This window comes from Thaumasiovibrio clandestinus (assembly GCF_047250365.1).
Taxonomy (GTDB): Bacteria; Pseudomonadota; Gammaproteobacteria; order Enterobacterales; family Vibrionaceae; genus Thaumasiovibrio.
On record NZ_JBLBVL010000003.1, the window covers coordinates 142411 to 165084 of the forward strand.

The 22674-nt window shown below is 44.9% G+C and carries 19 protein-coding genes; 11 read left to right on the forward strand and 8 right to left on the reverse strand.

What is annotated here, in order from left to right; translation table 11 throughout:
* Window positions 1-66: 66 nt before the first annotated feature.
* On the reverse strand, window positions 67-993 hold the full coding sequence (locus tag ACKLNH_RS06240) for a DUF3943 domain-containing protein (RefSeq protein WP_413111392.1): 927 nt from the start codon (window positions 991-993) through the stop codon (window positions 67-69).
* 185 nt (window positions 994-1178) lie between these two features.
* Between ACKLNH_RS06240 and ACKLNH_RS06245 the strand changes: the two genes are divergently transcribed.
* Window positions 1179-2393, forward strand: a complete 1215-nt coding sequence (locus ACKLNH_RS06245) for a molybdopterin-binding protein (RefSeq protein ID WP_413111393.1) — start codon at window positions 1179-1181, stop codon at window positions 2391-2393.
* A 32-nt stretch (window positions 2394-2425) separates the two neighbouring features.
* Here ACKLNH_RS06245 and yfaE read toward each other — a convergent pair whose 3' ends face one another.
* The 5 genes from yfaE to ubiG all read right to left on the reverse strand — a co-directional run bounded on the left by yfaE (window position 2426) and on the right by ubiG (window position 7970).
* Entirely contained in the window at window positions 2426-2704 is a 279-nt protein-coding gene (gene yfaE, locus ACKLNH_RS06250; RefSeq protein WP_413111394.1) for a class I ribonucleotide reductase maintenance protein YfaE, read from the reverse strand.
* Between the two features lie 5 nt (window positions 2705-2709).
* The gene (nrdB, locus tag ACKLNH_RS06255) at window positions 2710-3843 is read right to left on the reverse strand and encodes a class Ia ribonucleoside-diphosphate reductase subunit beta (protein ID WP_413111395.1); all 1134 of its coding nucleotides are present in this window, start codon (window positions 3841-3843) and stop codon (window positions 2710-2712) included.
* A 65-nt stretch (window positions 3844-3908) separates the two neighbouring features.
* On the reverse strand, window positions 3909-6173 hold the full coding sequence (gene nrdA / locus ACKLNH_RS06260) for a class 1a ribonucleoside-diphosphate reductase subunit alpha (RefSeq protein WP_413111396.1): 2265 nt from the start codon (window positions 6171-6173) through the stop codon (window positions 3909-3911).
* Window positions 6174-6545: 372 nt separating this feature from the next.
* Window positions 6546-7223: an HAD family hydrolase gene (locus ACKLNH_RS06265; RefSeq protein WP_413111397.1), complete on the reverse strand. Its 678-nt coding sequence runs from the start codon at window positions 7221-7223 to the stop codon at window positions 6546-6548.
* A gap of 39 nt (window positions 7224-7262) precedes the next feature.
* Window positions 7263-7970: a bifunctional 2-polyprenyl-6-hydroxyphenol methylase/3-demethylubiquinol 3-O-methyltransferase UbiG gene (gene ubiG, locus ACKLNH_RS06270; protein ID WP_413111398.1), complete on the reverse strand. Its 708-nt coding sequence runs from the start codon at window positions 7968-7970 to the stop codon at window positions 7263-7265.
* 644 nt (window positions 7971-8614) lie between these two features.
* Here ubiG and gyrA point away from each other — a divergent pair.
* The 3 genes from gyrA (at window position 8615) to serC (ending at window position 13217) form a co-directional block, all read left to right on the forward strand.
* Complete coding sequence (gene gyrA / locus ACKLNH_RS06275; RefSeq protein WP_413111399.1) at window positions 8615-11269, forward strand: DNA topoisomerase (ATP-hydrolyzing) subunit A; 2655 nt, start codon at window positions 8615-8617, stop codon at window positions 11267-11269.
* A gap of 228 nt (window positions 11270-11497) precedes the next feature.
* A complete protein-coding gene (locus ACKLNH_RS06280; protein ID WP_413111400.1) occupies window positions 11498-11986 on the forward strand; it encodes a hypothetical protein in 489 nt (162 codons plus the stop codon).
* A 145-nt stretch (window positions 11987-12131) separates the two neighbouring features.
* Window positions 12132-13217 (forward strand): 3-phosphoserine/phosphohydroxythreonine transaminase, encoded by a 1086-nt coding sequence (serC, locus tag ACKLNH_RS06285; protein ID WP_413111401.1) that lies wholly within the window; start codon window positions 12132-12134, stop codon window positions 13215-13217.
* Between the two features lie 26 nt (window positions 13218-13243).
* Here the strand turns inward: serC and ACKLNH_RS06290 are convergent, their stop codons facing one another.
* Together ACKLNH_RS06290 and ACKLNH_RS06295 are read right to left on the reverse strand one after the other, a co-directional pair.
* Window positions 13244-14482 (reverse strand): sensor histidine kinase, encoded by a 1239-nt coding sequence (locus ACKLNH_RS06290; protein WP_413111402.1) that lies wholly within the window; start codon window positions 14480-14482, stop codon window positions 13244-13246.
* Window positions 14457-15122: a response regulator transcription factor gene (locus ACKLNH_RS06295; protein ID WP_413111403.1), complete on the reverse strand. Its 666-nt coding sequence runs from the start codon at window positions 15120-15122 to the stop codon at window positions 14457-14459. The genes ACKLNH_RS06290 and ACKLNH_RS06295 overlap by 26 nt, the downstream gene beginning before the upstream one ends.
* Before the next feature lie 96 nt (window positions 15123-15218).
* Here ACKLNH_RS06295 and ACKLNH_RS06300 point away from each other — a divergent pair, with 96 nt between their 5' ends.
* The 7 genes from ACKLNH_RS06300 to lapB all read left to right on the forward strand — a co-directional run bounded on the left by ACKLNH_RS06300 (window position 15219) and on the right by lapB (window position 22584).
* Window positions 15219-16457 (forward strand): DUF5666 domain-containing protein, encoded by a 1239-nt coding sequence (locus tag ACKLNH_RS06300; protein WP_413111404.1) that lies wholly within the window; start codon window positions 15219-15221, stop codon window positions 16455-16457.
* A gap of 140 nt (window positions 16458-16597) precedes the next feature.
* Window positions 16598-17884, forward strand: a complete 1287-nt coding sequence (gene aroA / locus ACKLNH_RS06305) for a 3-phosphoshikimate 1-carboxyvinyltransferase (protein WP_413111405.1) — start codon at window positions 16598-16600, stop codon at window positions 17882-17884.
* 163 nt (window positions 17885-18047) lie between these two features.
* Window positions 18048-18731, forward strand: a complete 684-nt coding sequence (cmk, locus tag ACKLNH_RS06310) for a (d)CMP kinase (protein WP_413111406.1) — start codon at window positions 18048-18050, stop codon at window positions 18729-18731.
* 122 nt (window positions 18732-18853) lie between these two features.
* Complete coding sequence (rpsA, locus tag ACKLNH_RS06315; protein WP_413111407.1) at window positions 18854-20524, forward strand: 30S ribosomal protein S1; 1671 nt, start codon at window positions 18854-18856, stop codon at window positions 20522-20524.
* Between the two features lie 72 nt (window positions 20525-20596).
* Complete coding sequence (gene ihfB, locus ACKLNH_RS06320) at window positions 20597-20875, forward strand: integration host factor subunit beta (RefSeq protein ID WP_413111408.1); 279 nt, start codon at window positions 20597-20599, stop codon at window positions 20873-20875.
* 223 nt (window positions 20876-21098) lie between these two features.
* Entirely contained in the window at window positions 21099-21407 is a 309-nt protein-coding gene (locus tag ACKLNH_RS06325; RefSeq protein WP_413111409.1) for a LapA family protein, read from the forward strand.
* A gap of 7 nt (window positions 21408-21414) precedes the next feature.
* The gene (gene lapB / locus ACKLNH_RS06330; protein ID WP_413111410.1) at window positions 21415-22584 is read left to right on the forward strand and encodes a lipopolysaccharide assembly protein LapB; all 1170 of its coding nucleotides are present in this window, start codon (window positions 21415-21417) and stop codon (window positions 22582-22584) included.
* Window positions 22585-22674: the final 90 nt, after the last annotated feature.

The window sequence follows — 22674 nt, forward strand, 5'->3', positions numbered from 1 at the left end:
ATATCAGCTTCAAAATAAACACCCGCCAAGAGGCGGGTGTTTTTCGTTGGGTCGTAATTGTCTATTTTACCACTTGAGCTTGACTTGCATACCGACGAACGCTGCGTCATAACGTGCGCCAGAGTCTAAGGCAAACTTCGTTGCATCACGATCGCCAAACCATGGGCTATAGTTCATATTGACATCAACATCATCGCCCCACCAATCGGTTACCCAGTAATGAATATGACCGACGGGGTTCAGCAAAAACAGATTAAAGTTACCAAACGATTTTGAGCCCCACACTTCACCACCATTAGCTAAAATGGCTTGCTCTTGCTTGTACATCAGTTCACCGACCGCAGCACCAAAGACAGGCGTTACGATAATGTCTTGAATAGAAGGAACTTCTGCAAAAGCTTCAATGCCGTATTCCCAGAAGAATGTTGACATGGTGAAGGAGTAGAGGAAGGATTTCCACTCATCATAACCGGCATGTCGCGCAGCCGTGTAGTACACACCACCAAAATATGGGTGCATCACGTAGTTCAATACATGATCGTCTTTATCCCAAACTGGCCCAGCGCTGACATTATCCCACCATTTGCTGGCAAGACGGCTCATGTCGCGATCTTCTTCTGTCCAGTTTGTAAAGCTTTCTGGTAAAAAGGTCATAACGCCGACAGTGGCGACACTGAGACCTAAAATAGTATAAGTTTGCCCCACGAGATAGTCCCAGTCTTGATCAGGACTTGCTTCAAGGTGAAGTGGGAGACGAGGCTGGTTCGTTGGTAGCGTTGTGACTTCATAGTTTTGTGCGTTTGCTAGCTGAGATGTGGGGCTAGACGCTGCGAAGTCGGTATTACAGTATGATGAGTATATGCCACTACAGGCATCAGGGTTAAATGCAAGTGCTTGATTAGAAAAAAACAAAGCAGTAATAACCGGTGTAAGTGCAGCTTTCAAGCCTGACTCCAAAAATAATAAACAGCAAAAGGTGTTAAAAAACGGCATGCATTATCGCTGATAGCGATATAAAAGCCTAGTCGCATCCGATAAAAAACAGTGTCGTAGCCTGAATCTAACAAAATCCGGCACATAGAGTGTCAGTTCAATGAAAGTAACGCATTGTGTTTGTGTAAGAAATAGACAGGAAAATACGATATAGTTAATTTTCTAACAACGAAAAGGAGAACCACATGAAAGTAGCGATGTTAAGTACTGGAGATGAAGTGCTCAACGGCGATATCGTGGATACTAACGCTGCGTGGTTTTCTCAGCGCTGTTTCGAACAAGGGTTAGCGGTTAGTCGTCGAGTGACGGTTGCGGATGATTTAGAGGTGATTCGAGAGGAATTGATATCATTAAGTCATAGTTGTGATGTCGTAGTGGTCAATGGTGGCTTGGGGCCAACCAGCGATGACCTGTCGGCACAGGCGGCTGCAGAGGCGGGTGGGGTTGCATTAGTTTTATCTGAGACTTGGCTGAAAAAGCTGAAAGACTATTACAAGCAGTTGGGGCGGCCAATGCCCGATACCAACGTTAAACAGGCAATGCTGCCAGATGGAGCTGCTGTTATTGACAACCCGATTGGCACGGCGTGTGGCTTTCACCAGCGATTAAATGGGGCAGATCTCTATTTTACGCCCGGCGTTCCCTCTGAATTTTATCGCATGATTGATGAACAAATCTTACCGCGCCTGTTGGCCAATGATCATCAAGCGCAACATTGTCATCGTATCTATACTTTTGGCTCATCAGAGTCTGGTATTGGGGCTCGGTTGTCATCAATTGTGGTCCCAACAGGATTAGCGATTGGTTACCGGTCTTATCTTCCCTATATTGAAGTGAAGATTACTGGAAATCCTGCTCATGATGGGTATTTGCCCCTATGTAGGGCGATAGAGGATGCCTTAGCGTGCAATATCGTTGGGATAAATCGTGCTTTACCGGAAGAGGTTTGTGATGCTTTTGAACATAGCGGCCTTACATTGTCGTTAGCAGAGCAGTTTACAGCGGGACAGTTGAGTGCCACTGTCCATCTTGATCGCGCAACTGTGCCCTATTTACGTCAAGGCTGGATACTTAAAGCAGGCCTAGAGCAGATTACTACTGACGCAGAGCCTGTTGTTGCTGCGATTGCGATGGCAAGATCGAGCCGCGAGAAAACGGGGGCAGATGTGGGGATAGCCAATGGTACCTATATAGACGGTAGCGTCGCCATTGGTTTGTCGTGCGCAGAGGGCGATGCTGGCTTCTTAGTGAGAAGTGTTCGTCAACGTAAGATCACCGAGATGCGTACTGTCATTACAGCATTGTCGATGGATATATTACGCCGTCTTCTTTATGCTCAGCCATTGGTCGGTGAGTACGAATGGCTGGAGATCGAAAAAGAAGTTTACCTCGATAGTTAGCGGCTTAGCGGTGAAATGTTAAAAGATAAGGCCTATTTGGCCTTTATCTGTTCTTGAATGTGGTAAGTCACCTGGCTTAATTTCAGGCTAGTTAAAGGCTTGCAGATGCAAGGCAGTATTTCATTGGCCTGAATGAATGCTAAGGCAGCTTGTAGGTACTCTACATCTCCTTCGACTAATTCACACTTACAAGAGCCACAAAATCCATCACGGCACTGCGCTTCGGCTGCGATGCCTTGTTTTGCTAACGCATTAAGTAGATTGTCAGGGTTATCGAGATATACCACCTCTTCACCCTGATTTATATCCACTTTGATCACAGCTCAAAGTCACCGAGGTCATCAGCATTAACGTCATTGTCAATTTGTCCGACCAGATAGGAACTGATTTCGGCTTCTTGGGGGGCAACTTGCACATTGTCGGACGATAGCCATGCATTGATCCAAGGAATAGGGTTTTGATCGGCATTGTCGTATGCAGGCTTAAGACCAACGGCTTGCATGCGTAAGTTGGTAATGTATTCGACATATTGGCATAAAATGTCTTTATTCAAGCCAATCATAGACCCATCTTTAAACAGATATTCAGCCCACTCTTTCTCTTGCTCTGCTGCGTTTTTAAAGAGGGTAAAGCACTCTTGTTCGCACTCCTTGGCAATAATGGCCATGTCTGGATCATCGTTGCCACTGCGCAAGAGATTGAGCATATGTTGGGTGCCAGTCAGGTGCAGAGCTTCATCGCGGGCAATTAACTTAATGATTTTGGCATTGCCTTCCATTAGCTCGCGTTCGGCAAAGGCAAACGAACAGGCGAAGCTGACATAGAAGCGAATCGCTTCCAGTGCATTCACAGACATTAAACAAAGATAAAGCTTCTTCTTCAGTGCTTTTAAACTGATGTTAAGGGTATGGCCGTTAATCCTGTGTTCGCCTTCACCAAAACGGTGGTAATCATTGGTCGCTTGGATCAGTTGATCGTAAAAACAAGCGATATCAGTGGTGCGCTGAACGATATGTTCGTTTTCTACAATATCGTCGAACACGGCACTTGGGTCTTTGACGATATTGCGAATAATGTGAGTATACGAGCGTGAGTGAATGGTTTCTGAAAATGCCCAAGTTTCAATCCAGGTTTCGAGCTCAGGAATGGAAACAAGTGGTAACAGGGCGACATTGGGGCTACGCCCTTGAATCGAGTCCAGCAGTGTTTGGTATTTTAGATTTGAAATGAAGATGTGCTTTTCGTGCTCAGGGAGCGTTTCGTAGTCGATACGATCACTGGAGACATCCACTTCTTCTGGTCGCCAGAAAAAACTGAGTTGCTTTTCAATTAGCTTTTCAAAAATTTCGTATTTTTGTTGGTCATAACGAGCCACATTAACGGGTTGACCGAAAAACATCGGTTCCGTTAACGGGTTATTCTTTTGTTGGGAAAAAGTACTGTAAGCCATTATAGTCCTCAAATTCTGTTTGGCCCGCGCTGGTGTCGGGCCTTGTATTCCATTTACATGCAGGTTTAAATTTTGCAGCCACCGCCAGCGCAATCATCATCGGATTGTGCGTCTGAGGCCCCATCACGGGTATTGTGGTAATACAGTGTTTTAATTCCCAGTTTATACGCTGTCAGTAGATCTTTTAGCAGTAGTTTCATCGGAACCTTACCATTAGCATGCAAGCTCGGGTCGTAATTGGTGTTGGCCGATATAGATTGATCAACGAATTTTTGCATTAAACCGACAAGTTGCATATATCCGTCATTTGAGCCAATTGACCAAAGCAGCTCGTAGTTGTCTTTGTATTTTTCGTATTCCGGCACGACTTGTTTCAAAATTCCATCTTTTGATGCTTTTACTGAGATATACCCACGTGGTGGTTCAATACCGTTGGTGGCATTGGAGATCTGCGACGACGTTTCTGATGGCATTAATGCGGATAGAGTCGAGTTGCGTAGCCCATGTTGTTTTATCTCTTGACGTAGCGCTTCCCAATCGTAGTGCAATGGTTCCGCACAGATATTATCTAAGTCTTTCTTATACGTATCGATAGGCAAAATACCTTGCGCGTACTTGGTTTGTGCAAATGCAGGGCAGGCGCCTTGCTCTTTGGCCAATTGCAAAGACGCTTTTAATAAGTAGTACTGAATTGCTTCAAAGGTGCGGTGGGTGAGCGCATTGCCACTGCCATCGGAATAGCGAGCGCCATTTTTGGCAAGGTAGTATGCATAATTGATAACCCCAACTCCTAGCGTACGCCGATTCATGGTCGAAATTTTCGCGGCAGGTAGTGGATAATCTTGATAATCGAGCAATGCATCCAGTGCGCGGACCGTTAAGTTAGCCAGTTCGTCCAGCTCATCCAACGTCTCCAGCTTGCCGAGGTTAAACGCAGAGAGGGTGCATAGCGCAATTTCACCTTGGTCATCCTCAACATTGTTGAGAGGGCGAGTCGGCAGCGCAATTTCCATGCAGAGATTGGATTGGCGAACGGGGGCGACTTTCTCATCGAATGGGCTATGGGTATTACAGTGATCGACGTTTTGAATGTAGATCCGACCGGTTGATGCGCGTTCTTGCATCATGGTGGCAAAGAGGTCGATAGCCTTAATGGTTTTCTTTCTAATCGATGTATCTTGCTCGTACTTGAGGTATAAACGCTCAAACTCCGCTTGGTCCTCAAAAAAGGCGTCGTAGAGTCCCGGAACATCCGAGGGAGAAAAGAGGCTGATGGTCTCTCCTTTGATAAGGCGGGTATACATGAGCTTGTTAATTTGAACACCATAGTCCATGTGACGAACTCGGTTCTCTTCCACACCGCGGTTATTTTTGAGCACTAAAAGAGATTCAACTTCACCATGCCATATTGGGTAGAACAACGTCGCTGCTCCACCTCTAACCCCGCCTTGAGAGCAGCATTTAACGGCTGTCTGAAAGTACTTATAAAACGGGATACAGCCAGTGTGAAACGCTTCGCCGCCACGAATTTCGCTGCCTAGCGAACGAATTCTCCCGGCATTAATCCCAATCCCCGCTCGTTGAGAGACATAACGTACAATTGAACTAGCGGTAGCATTGATAGAATCTAAGCTGTCATCGCATTCAATGAGCACGCAAGAGCTGAACTGACGTGTTGGTGTACGTACACCCGCCATAATTGGAGTTGGTAGTGAGATTTTAAACGTAGAGACGGCATTGTAGAAACGGCGAATATAGTCCATTCGCGTTGCTATAGGGTATTTGGAGAATAAGCATGCCGCTACCATCATGTAGAGAAACTGTGCACTTTCGTAGATCTCACCAGTGACGCGGTTTTGGACCAAATACTTGCCTTCGAGTTGTTTTACCGCAGCATAGGAAAAGTCCATATCTCGGCTGTGTTCGATGAACTCATCCATCTGTGCCAGTTCTGCTGGGGAGTAATCTTCGAGTAGGTGTTTATCGTATTTGCCTTTTTCCACCATGTTAGTGACGTGATCCAACAGCGTCGGTGGTTCAAATTGTCCATAAGCCTTTTTACGTAAGTGGAACATGGCCAAGCGCGCAGCGAGATACTGGTAGTCTGGGGTCTGCTCTGATATTAGGTCTGCAGCGGCTTTTATGATGGTCTCATGAATATCGGAGGTTTTGATCCCTTCATAAAATTGAATGTGTGACTTCAATTCGACTTGAGAGACAGAGACGTTGTTGAGTCCGTTCGCTGCCCATGTGATGACGCGATGAATTTTATCTAGATCGATTTGTTCGATACGTCCGTCGCGCTTGGCAACCGTAAGTGATTGGTTCATGGTTTGTTGAGATCCCAAATTGTTTTAATGCTGACTTAAAGATGCGCATAGCAGGTTGGTTTAGTAGCGATTTGTTGTATGTTTTTCACGCTAATAACACAACATATTGGGTTGCTATGGGTTACGAGGTACAAGATAGAGTGAATGTCTCGTTTTTGCAACTGCTATTTAAACCCCGTAGTTCATCACGCCGATAACTATTTCAGTAGCCAGTAAGTGTTCACTTACGTGGAAGCATCGCTACAATAATGCCTTGTTTAATCAATTGCTAACTGAGTAACGGTTTAGCCATTTTTTACCGTGAAATAGAGCGATTTGTTTGCGCTCTATATTGTGACATTGACTATATTGCTGTGTTCTACTGCAAATATTTTAACTATTCACGGCATACTCTCCAGTGTGCGGTAAGAGTGACAGGATGTCGGCTGGTGTTTGCAGTAGATGATGGTGAGGCCAGCTAGTGGGCTTAACATCGGCACCAATGTAGCCCCAGCTAGCAATGGCGCCAGACATTCCTGCGGCGCTTGCCGCGGTCATGTCACCTTCAACATCGCCAACGTAAGTGATCTCGTGTGGTGGCTTGTCGATTCGCTCAGCGCAATATAGTAGGGGTTCTGGATGGGGTTTGGCGAGGGGTAGGGTATCGCCACACACTATGATATTGGCTTGCTCCAACAAAGGAAAAAAGGGCAAAAGTAATTCAGTGAGAAAGCCCGGTTTGTTGGTCATGATGCCCCAAGGTGTTGCCGTTGCGCAGAGAGTGTTTAGTACGTTTTCTATTTCTGGGTAGTAGCGAGTGTGCGAGTTAATATTTTCCGCATAGTGTAATAAAAACTGTTTCCTTAGCTGCTGGGCATCATGTTCGGCATAGTGCTTTCCAAAGCCTGCACTCAATAGCCCGCGAGCGCCAAAGCTAGTATTGGCATAGATTTGCTCTTGGCTGAGCGCCTCAAAGCCATGCTGTGCCAGTACTTTATTTGCGGCTTTCGCCATATCTTCGGCGGTATCAAGCAAGGTACCGTCTAAATCGAATAACAGTGCTGATGCCATAATAATGTCCTTATTATCAAACGTTATTGTTTACGGCGATTAGATTGCTTTAGTGGTATGTACAATGTAGTTGATATCGACACACCGCCCGAGCTTATAACTGTCAAACAAGGGATTATATTGCAACCCAGTGATATGCTGTTCTGTTAGCGAAGTGGTATCAATATAGGCGAGGAGCTCAGAAGGTCGAATAAACTTGCCGTGGTCATGCGTACCTTTTGGAACAACTTGCATTAGGTGTTCAGCACCAATAATGGCAAAAAGGTAGGATTTTATGTTGCGATTTAAGGTGGAGAAGAAGACGTGACCGCCGGGTTTAACCAGTTGACAGCAGGCATGGATCACCGAGGCTGGATCGGGCACATGCTCCAACAACTCCATACAGGTCACAATATCATACTGCTCAGGATAGTTGTCGGCATGTTCTTCTGCCGTTGATTGAAGGTAGTTGACTTGAACTTGAGATTCAAGTGCATGGAGCTTAGCGACATTGAGGGGGGCTTTCCCCATATCAATACCAGTCACTTTCGCACCAAGTTGAGCCATGCTTTCCGAGAGAATTCCGCCGCCACAACCGACGTCTAGGACGGTTTTAGCAAATAATCCACCACTGCGCTGATCGACATAATTAAGTCTTAGTGGATTGATCTGATGGAGGGGTTTAGATTTGCCCTCTAGATCCCACCACTGCGCAGCCAATTGCTCAAATTTGGCTATTTCGTTGAGGTCGACATTTGTTGCTGCCATTTGTACTGCTTCCGTCCATGATTTTAACGCAGTATAACCGAAATCTTAACATTCAGTAAGAGGAGGAAGAGAGAAGGAAAAAGCAGCTAACACTGCTTTTTGTAAGAAGGGGGCTGATAGCATTTTGAATAATAAAAAGTTATGCGGATGTGATTGTAAGCCCGGCAAGAAGGAGTACAGCAGCATACTTACTGGCAATCAGGGTTAGACCTAATGAATTCATCACTTTATTTAGCATAATTAACCTCAAAATGTTCTGACAATTTAACGTGTGTTCACTTTATGACCTAACTATACAAAAATGCAATCTTAGTTTTATTGATCCAACGCAACCTTAAGTGCAATGCATTTACCTTGTGAATGCAACAGCATGATACATATCGTTATTTTTAGAATATTGCCGCTGTTAGATCTTTTTGTTGAATCCTAAGAAAGGCAGTGTTGGAACAAATTATGCTGATGGTCGGTTAAGTTTTGTTCGGATGATAGAGGTGCGTTCAAAGCGGGATGACACTTTTTCGAACAATGTTACAGAAAAGCGTAGAAATGCAGGAAAGGGGTGCGTTTACCTGCTGATTCATGGTATATTCCCTCGACTTGCACGTATATAAATACGACAAAATTATTTGAGGGAATTTGGCTCCATGAGCGATCTTGCAAAAGAGATCACGCCCGTAAATATCGAAGATGAGCTTAAAAACTCGTACCTTGACTACGCGATGTCTGTCATCGTTGGTCGAGCACTTCCGGATGTGCGTGATGGCCTGAAGCCCGTACACCGTCGCGTATTATTCGCGATGAATGTACTGGGAAATGACTGGAATAAACCATATAAAAAATCTGCCCGTGTTGTCGGTGATGTGATTGGTAAATACCATCCACATGGCGATAGCGCGGTTTACGATACTATCGTTCGTATGGCTCAGCCGTTTGCGCTGCGCTATATGCTGGTTGATGGTCAGGGTAACTTTGGTTCTGTTGACGGAGATTCCGCGGCAGCCATGCGTTATACCGAAGTTCGTATGGCAAAAATTGCTAGCGAACTTCTTGCTGACTTAGATAAAGATACTGTCGATTACGTTGATAACTACGATGGTACTGAACAAATCCCAGCGGTATTACCTACTCGTGTCCCGAACTTACTGGTTAATGGTTCGTCTGGCATCGCGGTTGGTATGGCAACGAATATCCCACCTCACAACTTAGGTGAAGTGATCGATGGCTGTTTAGCGTATATCGATAATAACGATATCACCATCGACGAGCTAATCGAGCACATACCTGGCCCTGACTTTCCTACGGCAGCGATTATCAATGGCCGTAAGGGTATCGTTGATGCCTACAAGACGGGTCGCGGTAAAATTTACATGCGTTCGAAAGCAGAAATTGAAACTGAGAAAAATGGCAAAGAGACCATTATTGTCAGCGAGATTCCTTACCAGGTAAACAAAGCTCGACTTATCGAAAAGATCGCAGAGTTAGTTAAAGATAAGAAAGTCGAAGGCATTTCAGCACTACGCGATGAGTCTGATAAAGATGGCATGCGTATTGTTATTGAGTGCCGTCGAGATGCTGTTGGTGAAGTGGTTCTTAATAACCTTTATTCGCAAACTCAGCTTCAAACGACTTTTGGTATCAACATGGTCGCTCTCGACAATGGTCAACCGAAGCTTTTCAATCTTAAAGAGATGTTGAAGTGTTTCGTGAACCACCGTCAGGAAGTGGTAACACGTCGTACGATTTTCGAACTTCGTAAAGCGCGTGAACGTGCACATATCCTTGAAGGTTTAGCGATTGCATTGGTTAACATTGATGACATCATCGAGTTGATCAAAGCGGCGCCAACACCCGCTGAAGCGCGTGTGGGTCTACAGACTCGCGGTTGGTCACTGGGTGATGTGGCTGCCATGCTTGAGCGCGCTGGTGTTGATGCAGCTCGACCTGAATGGTTAGAAGAAGAGTTTGGCATTCGAGAAGGTCAGTACTTCCTAACTGAGCAACAAGCACAAGCGATTCTTGACCTACGTCTACATAAGTTGACTGGTCTAGAGCACGAGAAGATCCTTGATGAATATAAGGCGCTTCTTGAGCAAATCGAAGAGCTATTGAAGATTCTTGGTAGCACTGAACGTTTGATGGAAGTGATTCGTGAAGAGCTAGAAGCGGTTCGAGTCCAGTTTAACGACGAGCGTCGTACTGAAATTACCGCAGCAAGCCATGATATCGACTTGGAAGATCTTATCAACCAAGAAGACGTTGTCGTGACACTGTCCCATGAAGGCTATGTGAAGTATCAGCTATTGTCTGAATACGAAGCGCAGCGTCGTGGTGGTAAAGGTAAAGCTGCAACGCGCATGAAAGATGAAGACTACATTGAGAAACTGTTGGTGGCGAATACTCACGATACCATACTTTGTTTCTCAAGCCGTGGCCGCATGTACTGGCTGAAAGTTTATCAATTACCGCATGCAACGCGTACTGCGCGTGGTAAGCCAATTGTTAATATTCTTCCGCTAGAAGAAGGCGAACGTATTACTGCTATCTTGCCAATAACAGAGTATGCAGAAGATAAGTTCGTCTTCATGGCAACCGCAGACGGTACTGTTAAGAAAACGCCACTAACTGACTTCAGTCGTCCACGTAGTGCCGGTATTATTGCCGTTAACTTACGTGAAGGCGATTCGTTAATTGGTGTAGACGTCACTGACGGTACTCGCGATATCATGCTGTTCTCATCATACGGTAAGGTTGTTCGTTTCTACGAAAGCCCTGTGATTGATGAGGAAGGCAATGCGAAAGGTGGTGTTCGTGCCATGGGCCGTACAGCTGCTGGTGTTCGTGGTATTAAGTTAGCCGAAGGCGATAGCGTCGTTTCGCTAATCATTCCGAAGTCTGATGGTGACGTTTTAACGGTTACCGAAAATGGTTACGGTAAACGCACTGAACTTTCCGAGTACCCAGCGAAGAGCCGAGCGACACAAGGTGTTGTCTCAATCAAGGTGTCTGAGCGTAACGGCAGTGTTGTCGGTGCAGTTCAAGCTGACGAAGGCGATGAGTTCATGATGATCACTGATGCAGGTACGCTGGTTCGTACTCGCGTCGCTGAGGTGAGCCGCGTTGGTCGTAATACACAAGGTGTCACCTTAATCCGTACGTCAGAAGGCGAGCATGTCGTTGGACTTCAACGTATCGATGAGCCTGAAGAAGAGCTATTGTTGGAAGATGAAGCTGGTGAAGAATCAGTATCAGATGACAACGTAGATAGCAGTTCGACCGATACTGAGTCGACGCAAGACTAGCGATTAAATGCTACGGACTAAAAAACCCATCGCTTCGGTGGGTTTTTTTATATGCAGGCAAGGTGATAGTGTTATGGCTTATTTATTGAACACGAGTGATAGGAAATATGTCATAACCTTGAGCTTTGTCTCTCTATTTACATAAAAATTGACAAATCACATGGTTCTTAGCGCGTAGTGTGCATAATGTGATGGTGATTGGTTCCAAAGAATTAAAAGGTTTCAAATATGTCTGATGTACCAGAGTCTATTGCTACTACGGTAGATATTGTTCAACCCGTTGTTGAGTCATCTGGCTCTATCTGGGGTTATGTCGTTGGTGGTGTGGCTGCATTGGTTGTGCTTGGTTTCTTGGGCTATAAGAAGCTAAATAAACCTGCGTTTATCATCAATCAGATGCGTAAGCGTAATATGAAAGAAATTAAGAAGATGGGCGCTGAAAACTCTGAAGCTGCTCTTGATTTAGACCGACTGCTCGGTTCAGTACAAGCTTATGCTGAAGAGAAAGGGATGAAGGGCACGGAAGTGGTGAAAATCCTCGCGCCAATGAATGACAAAAAGCGAATCAAAACTGCGCGAGATATGTATCACTCAATGGTTTACATTGCCACAGAAGTGAATGATGCAGCACTGGTTCGTGAGTTTAAAAACAAAGCTAAGCAAGTGAAAGCAAGCTCTGCATTGATGGCTGGTTTGTTTAAGCGTGCCGGCATTTAAATTCAGCGGAATGAATTTGATAAAAAATCCAGCTACGGCTGGATTTTTTGTTTTATGGTAAATGTTGCTTTATTTTTCTCGTTACTCAGTGTTAAATCAGTCAACTGGCTAGGATCACGCAACGAGCAGGAGCAATTAATTCGTTATGGAAAAAGTATTTAACTTCAGTGCCGGACCGGCAATGTTACCTCAACAGGTTATGGCTGAAGCCCAAAAAGAGTTTTTGAATTGGGGTGGGTTTGGCACATCGGTGATGGAAATAAGCCATCGCGGTCTGCCATTCATTGCGGTAGCAGAGAAAGCTGAGCGAGATTTACGCGACTTATTATCGATTCCAGATAACTATAAAGTGCTTTTCTGCCAAGGTGGCGCACGCGCTCAATTTGCTGCAGTGCCAATGAATTTGTTAGGTGAACAGACCAGTGCTGATTATATGGATGGCGGCTACTGGGCACAAAGCGCAGTGGTTGAAGCGAAAAAGTACTGTCAGCCAAATGTACTGGATATTACTTGTCAGCGAGATGGTAAGAAAGCGATTTTGCCTGCATCTGAGTGGACAATCTCACCAGATGCCGCTTATGTGCATTTTTGTCCAAATGAAACCATTGATGGCATTGAGATTAGAGATCTACCTCAAACGGATAAACCGATTGTTGCTGATATGTCATCAACAATTTTGTCACGCCCAATCGATGTTAGCCGCTATGGGGTGATTTATGCAGGTGCACAGAAGAACATTGGCCCAGCTGGATTGACCATCGTGATTGTTCGCGATGACTTACTTGATTTCGCGAGCGATACCCTCCCAAGTATTCTTAATTATAAGGTGCTGTTTGAGAAGGAATCGATGTATAACACACCACCAACGTTTGCATGGTATTTAGCGGGTAAAGTGTTTGAGTGGCTTAAGCAGCAAGGTGGTGTGGTAGGCATGCAAAAGCACAATGAAGAGAAGGCAGCGCTGTTATACGACTATATCGATCAGTCGCCATTCTATAGCAACGATGTTCATCCTGATAATCGCTCATTAATGAATGTGCCGTTCCAACTGGCTAAACCTGAGTTAGACAGTGTATTTTTACAAGGCGCGGATGAGATAGGCCTACGGGCGCTAAAAGGCCACCGTGCTGTGGGTGGAATGCGTGCGTCTATTTATAATGCGATGCCAAAAGAAGGCGTGGCAGCATTAGTGGATTACATGAAGCAGTTTGCCGATCAACATCAAAAGTAACAATGAGACGGGGGTACTGACCCCCGTCATTTAAATTTCACCTCGATGGTAAACATCTCTGCCTCTTTTATGATGGTCACAATCCAATCCATTCTTTCGCAAATTCTCTCAACAATGACCAAACCACACCCATAGCCACTGTGATCTTGAGGATTATACTGGTTGCGAATCGTGAGGGTTTGGTTTTGTAAATGAATATCGATATCACCGGTTGCGAAGTTAGCAGCGTTTTTGAATAAGTTGTTCATTAAAATAGCGACGAAGCTCGTCGGGGCTAAAACGTAACTGGGCTCCGGTTCGATTTGGAGGTGATAATTATAGGCACAATGCTCAAAAAGTGGATTTAGGCTGATAAGTTGTTGCTCTAATTGATGCCTAAGTTGTACGTGTTCAATAAAGTGGGAGGGGATTTCAGCTTTACCCAGTAATAAAAAGGCGTCGGTAAGCAGTGACATCTCGGTACTGGCGGTTTGAATGCGTTGTATGGCTTTTTGAGCGAGGGGTTGCTCGATGTTGAGTTTTGCTAATAGTTCTGCCGAGCCCCTTATTACGGTAATTGGCGTACGAAGCTCGTGGGACGCAAACCGACTGAACTCTTGCTCGCGTTGAAAAAAGTGTTCAATTTCTGTTTTGTTAGATAGTAGTGCTTGTTCGATATGGCGAGTTTCACGAAAGTGGCTATCGATTTTAAATTGAGGAGACTCGGGAGAGAGCAGTGGGATCTTTCGTTCAATAGCTGCTAGCGGTGCAGAGACAGAGCGAATAAAGTAATAGCTATATCCTAACACCCCGAGCGTTACTAATGTACCAAGAATAAATGCCATTAAGTGGAGTTGTGCTTCATATTCGTTAAGATAATCATCAGCATGATCTTGAAAGAGTATGTATAACCGAACGGTGGGATCTGCAGGGTGAGGACGAACTAAAAAATGCCGTGTTTCGTCTTTAAATTTATGCCCGTAAAAGCCTTCATTTTCATATTCGCTTAACCACTGTGGCACTTTCTTGTCAGAGCGGAAAGTATAAAACTCGTAACGGTTGGGTAATGGGGCTTGCTCACCCAATTTTTGATAGTCTCGCGAGTAGCGGGCATATTCTGTATCGAGCCAATGTTCTAAGCTGATGATCTCTAGTTTATTTTCAGCCATATACACCATGCCCCAAAAGATAGCAAACATTAGCAGGGTAGGAACGCCAAAGGCCCAGCGTATTTTGCGATAAATACTGGGGTAAGGCTTGTTATTTAAGTCGGTAGCCTTTGCCATGTAGTGTTTCCAGATAAGTAATGGGGTAGTCTTTATCGATAGCATTTCTTAAGCCATAGATATGGCTGCGTAGCGCATCGCTGCTTGGAGGCTGGTCATTCCAAACGTCGTGAATGATTTCTGACCGAGTTACAATGCCGGGCGCTTTTTGCATCAGCAGTTGCAATATTTTAAACTGTATATGACTGAGCTTTAACGGGCTGTTTGCCCGGGTGACACGGTGAGTAAGGGTATCGAGCTGCAAATCGCCAAAGGTGAGTTGTGCTAAGTCTCTTTGTGGACCTCGCTTATTGAGAGCGTGTAAGCGCATTAACAATTCTGCCATCGCAAAAGGTTTTATCAGGTAGTCATCTCCCCCTGCGTCGAATGCCGCCTGCTTATCTTGTAAGCCGTCTTTGGCTGACAAAAAAAGAATCGGTATTTGACAGCGCATCTCTTTTCGAAGCCGTTGGGTAGCAAGGATGCCATCTAGCTTTGGCATCATGATATCCATTATGATGACATCGTAATGGTGCTGTTGAACCAGTGCGATAGCACTGTATCCATTGTAAGCACAATCAACATCAATTCCCTCCACTTCCAAAAAATCAGCGAGTGTCTCTGTAACTTGTTGATTATCTTCTACGATGAGTACTTTCATTGACGATAGCCTGACATATATTTCACGATTACTTCACGCCCTTAAAATTAGAATAGTCGCTGTATGAGGTCTTCTAAACGAATTGATGGGTGACAAATGAAAAAAATTATTCTGTTAGCGAGCGTTAGCGCAATGCTGGTTGGGTGCGGTGGTTCGGGTGATAACGACAACAGAGACACCAAAACAGGCTTACTGGATGGGCAAATCCAGAACCTTTCTCAACAAAATAAAACGTTAACAGTAAACGGATATCAACTCAGTGCAACACAAGCGCAAGTATTGTACCGCAATCAACCGCTAGAGTTCAGCACCCTTACAGACGGAATGCGAGCCCAGTTCTCTGTTACAGATAACAACATCTCTGAAATGAAACTTGACCCAAGCTTGGTGGGCGAAGTGAGTGCAGTGTCAGGTCACCAGTTCACGGTCAACGGGGTTGAGCTAATATTTGATGCTCTTCCTGATATCCGAGTGGGAGACTGGGTGATGGTGACAACCTACCCAACAGTGAATGGTGAGGATGAAGTTGTCGCTGTTTCCCGCATTGAGCCAGTCGCGCAAGTTGAGATTGAAGGTCAGGTGTCACGATTGAGTGATAATGAGTTTTATCTTGGTACGATGAGAGTGGATTACAGTGCCGCTGATGTGGACGATCGTGATGAGTTGGTTAATGGCGCTTGGGTTGAGGTGTATGGCGAACTGTACGATAACAACAATTTCAAGGCGTATGATGTTGAGGTGGAAGATGATGCGGATTTTGATGACGTAGAAATAGAAGGTTTAGTGACGTGGGTGAATAATGATGTCACGTTATTTGAGCTTAATAGTCGCTTGCGTATAGAAGTTAATGATCGCACTGAGTTCGATGATGGGCGTCGTAGCGACTTACAATCAGGGCGTTGGGTCGAGGTCGAAACCGTGTTTAATCAAGGACGTTTAATTGCTGAAGAGATCGATTTCGAAGATGGCGGTGATTATGAGCGTGGTAAAGAGTTCGAGGTCGAGGGCTTGGCGGTTTATCAAAATGAGCAGCTTAGCATCAATGGTATCGTGATTGTCGTAGATGGTAATACAGAGTTCGACGATGGATTGACGCTTAGTAACTTGAATGGTCAGTGGGTTGAAATTGAAGGTCGCTTCTACAACGGTAACTTTAGGGCACTTGAGATTGAAAAAGAAGATCGTGATGATGATATTGAGTTAGAAGGTCCTGTTGCTGATAACACCTTATGGGGTTATTTTGCTCGCGACTATTCACTGCAAAAATTTAATGGCCAATGGGTCGATGTCGAGTGCGATTTTGATGGCGTAGATGTGTACGATTGCGACGACTAATTCCATATAAATAGTTGCTTAGATTGTAAGGGGCATGATAATGCCCCTTTTCTGTCTGTTGCCCTGAATTGAGGCTAGCGTCATCGGTAACTTTTAGGTACAGTCATTGAACATTTATATACAGGATTGTAAAAACACTAATGGAAAGCCTTACTCTTCAACCTATCTCTCGCGTTAATGGTGAAGTGAATTTACCCGGTTCTAAAAGCGTATCAAACCGTGCCTTGCTATTAGCAGCGTTGGCGAAGGGAAAAACTCGCCTTACTAATTTATTAGACAGTGATGATATTCGGCACATGCTGACCGCGCTGAACTCTCTAGGTGTTAATTACACACTATCAGAAGACAAAACAGTGTGTGAAGTGGAAGGGTTGGGTGGTGCTTTTTCAGGGCCAGAGCAGGTATTAGAGCTGTTTTTAGGCAATGCAGGGACTGCAATGCGTCCTCTAGCCGCTGCACTGTCAGTAGGTCAGGGCGAGTACATTCTAACTGGCGAACCTCGCATGAAAGAGCGCCCGATTGGGCATCTTGTCGATGCATTGCGTACCGTTGGCGCGAATGTTACTTATCTTGAAAATCCTAACTACCCACCTCTATTAATAAAGGGGACAGGGTTAAAGGGAGGGGAGGTAGAGATAGACGGTTCCATCTCTAGTCAATTCCTTACTGCATTTTTGATGGTGGCACCATTAGCAGACCAAACCACCGTTATTCGTATTAAAGGTGAGCTCGTCTCTAAGCCGTATATCGATATAACGTTACACATTATGGCGCAATTTGGTATTGATGTTGAAAATCAAGATTATCAAACATTTATTGTACCAGCTGGTGAGCGATACATCTCTCCAGGCGAGTTTTTGGTTGAAGGGGATGCCTCATCAGCCTCTTACTTTCTCGCTGCGGCAGCAATTAAAGGTGGCGAAATCAAAGTGACAGGTATCGGCCGTAAGAGCATTCAAGGCGATGTGCAATTTGCTGATGCATTATCAGCAATGGGCGCAGAGATTGAATGGGGCGATGACTATGTGATAGCGCGGCGTGGAGAGTTAAAAGCCATTGATATGGATTTTAACCATATTCCAGATGCAGCAATGACGATAGCGACTACAGCACTTTTTGCTGAGGGAACCACGGCCATTCGTAATGTGTACAACTGGCGTGTGAAAGAGACCGATCGATTAGCAGCAATGGCCACGGAACTTCGCAAAGTGGGGGCGGAGGTGGAAGAGGGTGACGATTACATTATTATTACGCCACCAAAGCAGTTAACGCATGCAGCGATAGACACTTACGATGATCATCGAATGGCGATGTGTTTTTCGTTGGTGGCATTAAGTGATACCCCTGTCACTATCAATGACCCCAAATGTACCTCAAAAACATTCCCCGACTTTTTCTCTCGTTTAGATGCATTAAGTCAGTCATAACGACACCATTGCAGCATTTCGACTAAAATAACGCCATCTGAATATTAAGAATAACCTTATGTGATGGCGTTATCTCAATGGCGAAAACCCCAAACATCACGTATAATTCGCCATCGCCAATGTTGGTAAACGTAAGCCAACAAATAAAAAGTGGAGATGGATTATGTCGAGTTCTGCGCCAGTGATTACTGTCGACGGACCAAGCGGTGCTGGAAAGGGCACCCTGTGTATGCTTTTAGCTGACCAGCTGGGCATGAGATTACTGGACTCTGGTGCCATTTATCGCGTTTTAGCCCTAGCCGCGTTACACCACGATGTAGATATCACCTCCGAGGACGCACTTGTTCCTTTAGCCGCGAATTTAGACGTGCAGTTTATCGCTGAGGGTGACCTAGTAAAGGTTATTCTTGAAGGTGAGGATGTGTCAGGTACGTTACGTACAGAAGACGTGGGTAACACAGCTTCAAAAATTGCGGCATTACCCCGTGTAAGAGAAGCTCTATTACGTCGTCAACGCGCGTTTGCCGGAGAACCTGGATTGATTGCGGATGGACGTGATATGGGAACGGTCGTATTCCCACGCGCTGAGGTAAAAATCTTTCTTGATGCAAGTGCGGAAGAACGAGCTAAACGCCGTATGAACCAGTTGCAAAATAAAGGTTTAGATGTTAACCTCGACGCCCTTTTAAGCGAAATTCAAGAGCGTGATTACCGAGACCGTAATCGTGCTGTTGCGCCGTTACGTCCGGCAGATGATGCTTTAGTCCTTGATTCGACAGAATTAAACATCGAACAAGTGACTGAAAAGGCACTCGCTTATATAGAAACCCAATTATCGGTGTCGTAGCCAATTACAGTGTAATAAGTTACGCCACTGACGGTGTCAGGATTAAGGATGATTACTGACTTTTATATCAACCCCATGCGGTAGGATACCCGTGGTTGTTAATCAAATTGAAGATTAATTAAATGACTGAATCTTTTGCTCAACTCTTTGCAGAGTCTCTGAACGAAATCGAAACACGCCCTGGTGCAATTGTTAAAGGTACTGTAGTAGCTATCGAGAACGGTTTCGTTCTTGTTGATGCTGGCCTTAAGTCTGAGTCTGCTATCCCAGCAGAGCAATTCAAGAACGCTGCTGGCGAACTTGAAGTTGAAGTTGGTGCTCAAGTAGACGTAGCTCTAGATGCGATTGAAGATGGTTTCGGTGAGACTCAACTTTCTCGTGAGAAAGCGAAACGTCATGAAGCTTGGATCCAACTTGAGAAAGCTTACGAAGACGCTGAGACAGTTATGGGCGTTATCAACGGTAAGGTTAAGGGCGGTTTCACCGTAGAACTTAACGGCATCCGTGCGTTCCTACCTGGTTCTCTTGTTGACGTACGTCCAGTACGTGACACAGCTCACCTTGAAGGTAAAGAGCTAGAGTTCAAAGTTATCAAACTTGACCAGAAGCGCAACAACGTTGTTGTTTCTCGTCGTGCTGTTATCGAATCTGAAAACAGTGTTGAGCGTGATGAGCTACTTGCTTCTCTACAAGAAGGCATGGAAGTTAAAGGTATCGTTAAGAACCTAACTGACTACGGTGCGTTCGTAGACCTAGGTGGTGTTGACGGTCTTCTACACATCACTGACATGGCTTGGAAACGTGTTAAGCACCCATCAGAAATCGTTAATGTTGGTGACGAAATCAACGTTAAAGTTCTGAAGTTTGACCGTGAGCGTACTCGCGTATCTCTAGGTCTTAAGCAACTTGGTGAAGATCCATGGGTAGCAATCGCTAAGCGTTACCCAGAAAGCACTAAGCTGACTGGTCGCGTTACTAACCTAACTGACTACGGCTGCTTCGTAGAAATCGAAGAAGGCGTTGAAGGTCTAGTACACGTTTCTGAAATGGATTGGACTAACAAGAACATCCACCCTTCTAAAGTTGTTAATGTAGGCGACGAAGTTGAGGTTATGGTTCTTGAGATTGACGAAGAGCGTCGTCGTATCAGCCTAGGTCTTAAGCAGTGTAAAGCTAACCCTTGGCAGTCATTCGCTGAAATGCAAGCGAAAGGCGACAAAGTTACTGGTAAGATCAAGTCTATCACTGACTTCGGTATCTTCATCGGTCTTGACGGCGGCATCGACGGTCTAGTTCACCTGTCTGACATTTCTTGGAATGTTACTGGTGAAGAAGCAGTACGTGAATACAAGAAAGGCGACGAAATCTCTGCAGTTGTTCTTGCAGTTGACGCTGAGCGTGAGCGTATTTCTCTTGGTGTTAAACAAATCGAAGAAGACCCATTCAACGGTTTCGTTTCACTGAACAAGAAAGGCGCTCTAGTAACTGGTACTGTTACTGAATCTGACGCGAAAGGCGCAGTAGTTGAGCTAGCAGAAGGCGTTGAAGGTTACATCCGCGTATCTGAAGTTTCTCGTGACCGCGTAGAAGATGCATCTTTGATCCTTTCTGTAGGTGACAAAGTTGAAGCTAAGTTCACTGGTGTTGACCGTAAGAACCGCGTAATCAACTTGTCTATCAAAGCGAAAGACGAAGCTGAAGAGCAAGAAGCAATGGCATCACTGAACAAGCAAGATGAAGGCGCGTTCGGTAATGCAATGGCTGACGCGTTCAAAGCAGCGAAAGGCGAATAATTTTGCCATTGGGGGAAGCAATTCTCCCATTTGCGGTTATACTATTGAGAAATAGACAAAAACGGAGTGTTTATGACAAAATCAGAGCTTATAGAAAGACTGTGCAGTCAACAAACACATCTTTCTGCCAAACAGGTAGAAGATGCAATCAAGGAAATTCTTGAAACGATGTCATCAACCTTAGCGGAAGGTGATCGTATCGAGATCCGCGGTTTTGGCAGTTTCTCATTACATTACCGCGCGCCACGCGTTGGACGTAATCCGAAGACTGGAGATAAAGTTGAGTTGGACGGTAAATACGTTCCTCACTTTAAACCAGGAAAAGAACTTCGAGAACGTGTAAATTACTGATTTACATGTGGCAGATAAAACGGCATACCTAGGTATGCCGTTTTTTTATAGCTAAAGCTAATGGTCTGTTAAGTGCTGATTATCGCTTTCAATATGTCATCCCATTAACCTGAATCAATTTTTTCTGATCTATACACTGAATTTTTCGACTTCATGGATGGTCTGATGACCCAATTTGCTGCATAATCATGGCTCTGAGAAACATTATTTAAAAGGATTCCCGATGAGAGTTTTGAGTATTCTACTGTTGATTGCCTGCTTTTTGATAACGTTAGCACTAGGTGCACAAAATCAACAAGTGGTGACCTTTAATTACCTACTCGCTCAGGGTGAATTTACGCTATCAATTTTGTTGGGTATTATTTTTGCCCTTGGGTTTATTGTCGGCTGGGCTATTTGTGGCGCCTTGTATATCAAAGTTCGCTTTGCGCATAAGCGTGTAGTGAAAAAGCTGGATAAACAGCAGCAAGAATTAGATAAGCTACGTGCAGCGCCGGCAGCAGATACTACTGCGGTAGTAGTGAAGGACTAAATCTTCGATGTTGGAGTTGTTGTTTCTGTTACTCCCTATTGCTGCTGGCTACGGTTGGTACATGGGCAACAGAAATGCTTATAATCGACGGCAAGAGAAGTCGCATCAAATATCCAGACAATATGTTGAGGGTTTGAACCTACTGCTGGCCGATAAATCAGATAAAGCCGTCGATGTTTTTATCGAGCTATTGCAGGTTGATAGTGAAACTATCGATACTCACCTTGCTCTAGGTAATCTCTTTCGTAGTCGCGGAGAGGTTGATCGTGCTATCCGCATTCACCAGAACCTTATTGCTCGTCAAAACCTCACCATTGATCAACATAACTTAGCCCTTCAGCAGCTTGGCCAAGACTATTTGGTGGCGGGTTTTTATGATCGAGCAGAAAAAATATTTGCACAATTGCTAGAAGAGCGTGATCACCGAGAGTATGCCTTGAAGCAGTTGTTATCTATTTATCAACGTACGCGTGAATGGCCAAAAGCTATCGATGCAGCACAAGAGTTGGTGAAGGTAGGTAAGGTGAAACTGAAGCGCGATATTGGTCAGTTTTATTGTGAGCTGGCCATGCAAGAACTGGCCGCTGAGGAAACGGCTCATGCACTTCAATATTTAAAGAAAGCGATACAGGCGGATAAAGTGTGTGTTCGTGCCAACCTCATGATGGCGCGGATTTACCTTGAGCAACAGCGCTATAAAAAAGCGGTCATAGCTTTAGAAAGTATTGTTGAGCAGGACATTGATTTTGTCAGTGAAGCTATTCCATTGCTGGCCCAAGCTTATATTGGCTTGGGTGATGAGTTGGGTATGATGAGGTTCTTGAAAATTGCGGTTGATGCCAAGGCGGGCGTGACCACTGAACTAAAACTTGCTGAGTTTATCGCTAAAGAGCAAGGAGCCGAATCGGCCCAAGCTTTCATTACTCGCCAATTAACGAAGAACCCAACAATGAAAGGGTTTTATCGCTTAATGGATTACCATCTTGATGAGGCGGAGGAAGGAAGGGCGAGAACCAGTTTGAGTAGTTTACGCAGATTGGTCGGTGAGCAACTGAAAATGAAACCGCGCTACCGTTGTCAGAAATGCGGCTTTTCTGGACAATCGTTATATTGGCAGTGCCCGTCGTGTAAGAGTTGGGCTCGGGTCAAACCGATTCGCGGCTTAGACGGTGAGTAGTGCTAGCCTCTTGTTTGAATATCTCATATAATCGCCCCCCGCAAGTAATCGATTGCTTTTAGTAATCACCTTCTTATATCGACAATCAGG